Genomic DNA, 7,492 nt, shown 5'->3' with positions numbered 1-7,492 from the left:
GCGGCCTTGACGACCAGGCGGGCTGCGGCTTGGTAGGCGGCGAGGCTGGCCAGGTCGTGCGCGGACAGGACGGGCCGGAAGTGGGTGGCGACCGTGGCGGCGTCGTCGGGGGACAGGGCGAAGTAGAGCTTGTTGCGGGCGTCGGAGGAGATCGCCTGGCGCAGGGCGCGCGGGAGTTGGTCGAGGTACTGGTGGGCCAGCGTGAGTGAGACGCGGTAGGCGCGGGCTTCGGCGAGCATGTCCGACAGGGCGTGCGGCAGTGTGAGGAAGTTGTGGCACTCGTCCACGTACATGGCGGCGTGTGGGCGGGCGTGGCCGAGGCGGGCGCGGCGGGCGGCGGCCTGCCAGACCTGCGCCAGGATCATCGAGCCGAGCAGGCGCGCGGTGTCGTCGCCGAGCACGCCCTTGGGGAGCCGGACGAGCAGGATGCCGCCGTCCAGGATGTCGCCCGTGTCGAAGGTGGAGCGGGCCGAACCGAGCACGTCGCGGACGAACGGGCGCAGCAGGAACGCGCGCAGCTTGTTCATGATGGGGCTGGTGACGTGTGCCTGGGCGGTCTCCAGCGCGGCGCCGACGCGGTCGCCGGGACCGCGCTGGAGACCGCCCAGGCACAGCAGACCGCGCTGCCCGGCGAGGAAGTCGCCGCGCAGATCGTGGCTGACCTGGCCATGCAGATCCTGGCATTGGACGACCGGCTGAAGCGGATCGACCAGCAGATCCACGAGACGTTCCGAAGCCACCCGCAGGCCGAGATCATCGAGTCCCTGCCCGGCATGGGCCCGATACTCGGAGCCGAGTTCGTTGTCGCCGCCGGCGACCTGTCTGCCTACGCCGACGCCGGCCACCTGGCGTCGGCGGCCGGGCTCGTGCCCGTCCCGCATGATTCCGGCCGCCGGACCGGCAACCTGCACCGGCCCAAGCACTACAGCCGCCGTCCGCGCCGGGTGTTCTACCTGTCCGCGCAGACCAGCATGATGCGCGAGGGCCCGAACCGGGACTTCTACCTCGAGAAGCGCGGCGAAGGCTGCAAACACGTCCAGGCCGTCATCGCCCTGGCCCGCCAACGAGCCAGCGTGCTATAGGCGTTGCTGCGTGACGGACGGGTCTTCACCTCCGCTCCGCCGGTCACGCAAGCGGCTTGGCTTCGTCATTGAGACTCCCTTGGCCTCGATGACCACGGTGCCGCGTCCGGCGCACGCGTCGGCGAGGATCATCTGGGCGAGCAACGTGGACTTGCCGGTGCCGTTCGGGCCCATGACGTGGACGTGGTGGACGGCGTCCGCGACGCGCAGCCCGACCGGACGGGCCGTGCCGGAGTCGGAATCCCCGAGGGGCTTGGCATCGGGCCCGTGGCGGGCGATCGCTGGGGACGGCGCGACCGAGTGGGCTCCCGCGCGGTTCAACCCGGGGACGGCCTCGTCCAAGGGCAGATGGGCCACGGCGGCCAGCTCCGATACCGAGACCAGCTGACCGCGCCCCAGATGACGCCCGTTGAGAGCTTGGGCGGGACGGCGCAGGCGGCGACGCTCCAGCCGGTTGTGCCCGGAGTAGATGGCGAAGGCGGACGCGATGGCGTGCGCACGTCCGACGACGGCGCTGCGGCGAGCCTCCTAGATAGTCGCAGTCACGGGCTGATCGGAGGGCATGGTGGTGACGGCGTACCGGATGGCGATCGCATAGCGGGACTGGGCCGCCTTGTCCGCGGCGGCGCGTGCCTGGGCGGTGTGTTCGATCTGGCCAGCGCGGTCGCTCACGTCCCGACTCACAGGGACCGGAGCACGACGGCGGGCGGGCTCGAGGAGGGTGAGCAGGGCGCGGGTGTGGCGTTCGACGGCCAGCAGGTCCAAAGGGGCCAGGCGGCGTCCGGTCGCGGGCCGGGCCAGGATCTGCACACAGGCGTGCTGGCCGTAGGGCATGGCCGACGCGGCGCCGATCAGGGCGCGGAGGGGGTCGTTGTTGTGGCGATCCTTCAGCGGGAGATGTTCGCCGCGCGCCAGCATCAGCCAGCCTCCGGACGCCCACTGCGACGGCGGGATTGGGACGGCTTGGTCGGCGGGGATCGTGGTGGTGCGGGCGGACGGCCAGGCGGCTTCGACGGCGTGTTCGGCCAGACCGTCCGGGACGTTGCCGGGCACCCAGAGCCGGATGCGGGTGCCACCCGCGTTGAAGAGGTACTCGAAGGCCAGATGCGGCTGCCCGAACAGCACGCGGGCCCAAGCCGGACGCAGTAGCCCCATCAGGTTGCTCCACAGCGCGTGCGCACTGGCCAGGTCCGCCTGCGGCGGCGGTTGGATCTCGACGCACCGGCTCCCGGCTGCCATCCGCCGTTGGCGCGCGCGGAGGACGGCGTACCGGACCGTGTCCGCGGCGATCAGGGGCGGCGCGACGATCAGGTAGTGGCCGTACAGCCAGGTCAGCAGCAGTCGTGGAACGAACCACGGGTCGGGGTTCACAGCAGGTCGTCCTCCTGTTCGTCCAGATCGGCCAGCTCGGCGGGGTCGGTCGTGGCGATGCGGGTCTCGGCGTCGCTGGCGATCACCTGGAATGCCACCCGCTGGGATCCGGCGGTGAGCAGGCCGCGTCCGCGTTCGGCCGACAGCAGCAGGCCGCGTTCTCCGTCCGACAGCGCGAATGCGTCGGCGATGGCGTCGATGGCCTGTGGGGCCTGGCGGAGCAGGATCTGGGTGGCGGCGTTGGCGACCACGGCCTGGCCGAGGTCGGAGCCGAGCAGGTCGGCGGCGTCCTGGCTGATGACCGCGAGTCCGGCCCAGTGCTTCCTTGCTGCTTTGGCCATGCGGTACAGGAACTTGGCGCCCTCGGCGTCGCGCATCAGCAGCCACGCCTCGTCCTCCGCTCAACGCCGGACTCTTGGACAGGCTGCGTGCCCACGATTCGGCCACATCCGCCGGCTGGGTAGTCCTGCGACTCACCCCAGGCACGAGCCCGCTGCGACGCCTTGCCAGACAGCTCGACGCACCTCCCGACGGCGTCGAAGCCATCCGTGGAGACCCCGAAGAAGCAACAGCCTGGGTCGGCCGACTCCTCACCGACCACCCGAGACGGCGGCTGGTCGTGCTCGTCGACCAGTTGGAAGAACTGTTCACGCTTTGCCAGGACGAAGTGGAACGGGCCGCGTTCCTACAGGCGTTGACCGCCATCGCCACGCCGGTGGACGGCAGTCCGCCGCGGACGTTCGTGATCCTCGCGCTGCGAGCCGACTTCTACGGCCAGGCCACCGCCGAGCCTGCCCTTCTCGCGGCTCTCCGCGACCGGCAGCTGCTCATCGAGCCGATGGACCAGGACGAACTCCGTGCCGCGATTGAGGAACCGGCCGCCAAGACGGGGCTGAAACTCGACGACGGGCTCGCCGACCTGATGCTGCACGAGTTCGGCGCGATGGATGGCGGCCGTCCGGAGGCCGGTGCGCTTCCGCTGCTGTCCCACGCGCTGTGGGCGACCTGGCAGCAACGCACCGGATCGCGTCTCACCGTCGCCGGATACCGCGCGACCGGCGGGATCTCGCAGGCGATCGCCCATACAGCCGACAGGGTGTACGAGGCGCTCAGCCCAGAGGGGCAAGAAGCCGTCAAGGTCATGCTGCCCCGACTGGTCCGGGTCGGTATGGACTCTGTCGACACGGCCCAGCCCATGGACCGCTCCGTCCTCCTGCACGGGCTGACCGACACCCGAGCTGCGCAGGAGGCGCTCGACCGGCTCACTGAGGCCCGTCTGCTCACGGTCGACCAGGACACCATCCGTATCAGCCATGAGGCATTGATTCGCGCGTGGCCCCTCCTGCAGGAGTGGGTGGACGCGGACCGCGACTGGCTGCGCGATCGTCAGCAACTCGCCGACGACGTCACGGCATGGGAGCGCTTCGAGCGGGATCCGTCCCTGCTGTACCGGGGAAACCGCCTGGCGGCTCTGCGCCAGCGTGCCGAGGCCGCCTCGGCGAGCGCGAAGGATCTCGACCCCCTGCTCGCCGAGTTCGTGGACACCTCCATGCGTCTGGAACGCCGGGGCGTCCTTCGCCGACGGATCTCCGTGGCCTTCCTCGCCGTGCTGGCGCTGCTCGCCTCGGCGGGCCTGGCCGGTTCCGCCACCTTCCAGCGACAGGCGGAGCAGGCACACGAACGCGACCTCTCCAGGTACCTCGCCGCCGAGGCCGAGAATCTGCGCGTCAACGAGCCCGGGCTGGCCAAACAGCTCAGCCTGCTCGCGTATCGGGTCGACCACAAGGCCGGGCAGGGCGCGCTGTTGAACAGCCAGCGGACGCCAGGTGTGATCAACGCGCAGGGGGCGTCCTACGACCTCGCCTCTAACGCGGACGGCCGGGTCCTCGCGATCTCGACCGGCGACTCGATCGTGCTGCGCTCCAGGAGCGGCTCGGCGCGAATCGCAGCGGACACCGTCGGGCCCATCGCTGTCAGCCCCGACGGCCGAACACTCGCCGCGGTCACCTACGACAGCGGCCGGCCGACCACGGCGACAGTCGAGTTGTCGGACATCACGGATCCCGTCCACCCGGTTCGAACCGCCGCGCTCACAGTGGGAGGCACCACCACCGCACTTGCCATCAGTGCGGACGGCAAGACCCTGTTCGCCGGCGTCTCCACGGGAGAGATCCTCCTCTGGAACATCGGCAACCGCGCCGCCCTCGCTGCGCTGCCGTCCCTACAGGAACACTCAACGCAGGTCGACTCGCTGGCCGTCTCTCCCCAGCGCAACCTGCTCGCCAGCATGAGCGTGGACGGTCGGATCCAGCTCTGGAACGTGGCTGACGCAGGGCATCCCAAGCGGGTCGCCACACTCAAAGGCGCGTCGTACACCCGCGTGCAGGCGACCAAGAGCGCATTGCACCGGGTGGCCTTCGACCGTACGGGACGTCTGTTGGCGGCTCCGGTCTCAGTGAAATCCGAAGAAGACCTGGGCTTGTGGAGACTCGACGAGCCACGTACGCCCCGGTGGATAAAACCAAGGCAGCGCGCTTCCTCGGCCTGCATCGATGACATGACTTCCTTGGCGTTCAGCCCCGCCCACGATCACATTGTCGGGGCGTGCGGCACCGCATGGCACATGTGGATGTACTCCACCGCGCCTGATCCCGACTCGATCGTGCCTGGGACGTCGATGCCGAGCCGGGGATCTTCCTCGGAAGGGACCGGGACGGTCCTGTTCGACCCGAGCAAGCCCCGCAGACTGCTGCAAAGCACCACCCGGGGCGTCCTCGTTTGGTACGCGTCCAACACCGCTCAACCCGGAGCCAGCGCGTTTCTGCCGTTGGTGCCCGGAACGGCAGGCCAACTGGCCTTCCGGGCGGCGGGCGGAAAGCAGCTCATCGCCATGGAAGGGGTGGGTGAGAACTACTTGGTGGACGTGACCGGATGGCAGCAAGCCAGGCTGCTGGCCACCACACCGGCTCCCAACATGTTCACGGCCGTGGGCATCGCGCTCAGCCACGACGGAAGCCTCCTCGCCGACGCCGAGGTCTACAAGAAGGACAAGGACGGCAAGACGCAATACGTGGGCGTAGGCCTGCGCGACACGGCCCACCCCACCGGTCGGCCCCTGGCCACGATCGGTGACGAGGTGAAGAACGGCATTCAGGAGATCGCTTTCAGCCCCACCAAGCCCCTGCTCGCCGTGTCCGACATGAACGGCTGGGTCGCCGCCAACCATTCGACACCGGCCGTCCGTCTCTTCGACATCGCAGACCCCCGGAACCCAAGGCAGGTCGCCCGGATCCAGGCGACCAGCACGGCGCTTGCCTTCTCCCCGGACGGGAAGGCGCTCGTCACCGAGGACTCGCCCCTGAGGAAGACGACGGACTCCCGGCCGAACACCAGAGTGCAGGTGAGGAGCTGGGACCTCGCGAATCCGGCGCACCCCACCGAACTGTGGTCGCGGCAGCTCGCGGCGGGCGTCGACTCCGCGCACCTGGCCTTCCGACCGGATGGCAAGCTGCTCGCGACCTACCAGAGCAACGGAAGCCTGCTGCTGTGGCACCTCGACCGGAACCGACCGTCCGGCCCACCGGCCAACGTGACCATCGGCGAATACGGCGGACCGATTGCCTTCACCCCCGACGGAACCCATGTCGCACTGGTCAGGGTGGACATCTCCTCGAGTTCGGATGAGGGGTACCGCCCAGAGATCTGGAACCTGACCGACCCGAACTATCCCACCCGGGAGTCCTACCTGCCCGGTTCGTCGGCCAACCTCTACTCGCTCGCCTTCAGCCCGGGCGGCCGGCAACTCGCCGTGGTCCGGGCCAGCAGCGGGATCGACCTGTGGGACATCAGTCCGAAGCCCATCATCACCAACCTCTGCAATTCGGCAGGCGATCCGATCACCCGACAGCAATGGAAACGTTTCCTGCCAGACCGGCCCTACCAGCCACCCTGCCAGTGACCAGCGGCGCACTTGGCACGACCGCCGATCCGGCTACCGGGGGAGTGGTATCAGCCCTGTCGGCCCTGGCGTCGCTACCGGTCAAGCCCGGTCAGCGCTCGATCTGATCCAACTCGTCGCTGAGAAGGGTCCTAACCTGCGGGGCTGTTGCTCGTAGTTCCCTCACCAAGGCGCGCACGACGGCGGATCCGGCCAGTTCGGTGGTGGTGACATAGCCGACCTGGCGGGTCGGGCGGTCGGGGCCGAGGTCGGTGATGCCGACTGATTTCGGTGCTCCGACCAAGGAAAGTGCTGGCATGACCGCCATGCCGTGGCCTCCGCTCACCAAGGAGAGCACCGCGCCGTCGTCCTCGGCCTCGATGGTCGCCTTCGGGATCCAGTCCTGGGCATCCCACCAGTCGCGCGTGTACGAACCACAGCTTTCGGCCCAGTCGACCAGCGGCAGCGAGCGTGGGGAGGGGTGACCCGCCGCGTGCACCAGGGCATACGGCTCTTCGAGGAGCCCGCTCGCGGTCAGACCTGGTGGAAGTGGCACGGAGCCGCCCAGGGTGGCGATGGCTATGTCGGCTTTGCCGTCGGCGACTTCGCCGGCCGTGCCGCGTCCCACCTCGCGTACGATCCGCACCTGCGGCTCGATCCCGGGGTGTCGGGCGCGTAGCCGCTGCAGGACGGGCGGCAGCAGGTGCAGAGCCGCGCTGCGGAAAGCCGCGATCCGCAGTGGCCCTTCCGCGGCATCGGATCGGGCCGCGCCGCGCGCCTCGGCGGTCAGGACGTCCAGCAGGCGGAGGACGCGGCGGGCGTGCGCGACGGCCTTCTCTCCGGCTGGGGTGGGGCGGGCTCCGGTGCGGCCGCGTTCGAAGAGGACGGCGCCGATCTTGCGCTCGCTGCCGCGAACCGAGTGGGAGACCCCGGACTGGGTCAGACCGAGTGTGCCGGCCGCGGCCGAGAAGCCGCCGGTGTCCGCGACCGCTACCAGGACGCGCAGATCCTGCTGGGTGAGATCGGTGTCGGACGTGCGGGCCACGGGGTGCTCACCTCGTCGTATGAGAACTGCTCATGGAACGGTGTTTCGTATGAGCGC

6 protein-coding genes and 1 pseudogene are annotated in these 7,492 nt (G+C 69.6%); 2 read left to right on the top strand and 5 right to left on the bottom strand.

Going from position 1 to position 7,492, the window contains the following annotated elements; all coding sequences use genetic code 11:
• On the bottom strand, positions 1–527 hold a 527-nt coding region (locus AB0L06_RS42945; protein WP_500237495.1), incomplete at its 3' end, for a TraM recognition domain-containing protein.
• 36 nt (positions 528–563) lie between these two features.
• Here AB0L06_RS42945 and AB0L06_RS42940 point away from each other — a divergent pair.
• Positions 564–1,082, top strand: a pseudogene (locus AB0L06_RS42940) (transposase); the annotation flags it as partial.
• Here AB0L06_RS42940 and AB0L06_RS42935 read toward each other — a convergent pair.
• The 3 genes from AB0L06_RS42935 to AB0L06_RS42925 all read right to left on the bottom strand — a co-directional run bounded on the left by AB0L06_RS42935 (position 1,077) and on the right by AB0L06_RS42925 (position 2,836).
• Positions 1,077–1,439, bottom strand: coding sequence for an ATP-binding cassette domain-containing protein (locus tag AB0L06_RS42935; RefSeq protein WP_500237493.1), 363 nt, complete (start codon positions 1,437–1,439; stop codon positions 1,077–1,079). The pseudogene AB0L06_RS42940 and the gene AB0L06_RS42935 sit on opposite strands and share 6 nt — an antisense overlap.
• A gap of 171 nt (positions 1,440–1,610) precedes the next feature.
• On the bottom strand, positions 1,611–2,453 hold the full coding sequence (locus AB0L06_RS42930) for a DUF8128 domain-containing protein (RefSeq protein ID WP_500237492.1): 843 nt from the start codon (positions 2,451–2,453) through the stop codon (positions 1,611–1,613).
• Positions 2,450–2,836 carry a TraG/VirB4 family ATPase gene (locus AB0L06_RS42925; protein WP_500237498.1) on the bottom strand — a complete coding sequence of 129 codons (387 nt, stop codon included), beginning with the start codon at positions 2,834–2,836 and terminating at the stop codon, positions 2,450–2,452. Before AB0L06_RS42925 ends, AB0L06_RS42930 begins: the two co-directional genes overlap by 4 nt.
• Between AB0L06_RS42925 and AB0L06_RS42920 the strand changes: the two genes are divergently transcribed.
• Complete coding sequence (locus AB0L06_RS42920; RefSeq protein WP_500237491.1) at positions 2,779–6,411, top strand: nSTAND1 domain-containing NTPase; 3,633 nt, start codon at positions 2,779–2,781, stop codon at positions 6,409–6,411. The two genes, AB0L06_RS42925 and AB0L06_RS42920, sit on opposite strands and share 58 nt — an antisense overlap.
• A gap of 91 nt (positions 6,412–6,502) precedes the next feature.
• Here the strand turns inward: AB0L06_RS42920 and AB0L06_RS42915 are convergent, their stop codons facing one another.
• Positions 6,503–7,435 carry a LysR family transcriptional regulator gene (locus AB0L06_RS42915; protein WP_500237490.1) on the bottom strand — a complete coding sequence of 311 codons (933 nt, stop codon included), beginning with the start codon at positions 7,433–7,435 and terminating at the stop codon, positions 6,503–6,505.
• Positions 7,436–7,492: the final 57 nt, after the last annotated feature.

The sequence above is a fragment of the Spirillospora sp. NPDC052269 genome, from assembly GCF_040679435.1.
Classification (GTDB): domain Bacteria; phylum Actinomycetota; class Actinomycetes; order Streptosporangiales; family Streptosporangiaceae; genus Spirillospora.
The sequence above is the reverse complement of the archived record's forward strand: the minus strand, read 5'-3'. Positions and strand labels throughout refer to the sequence as shown.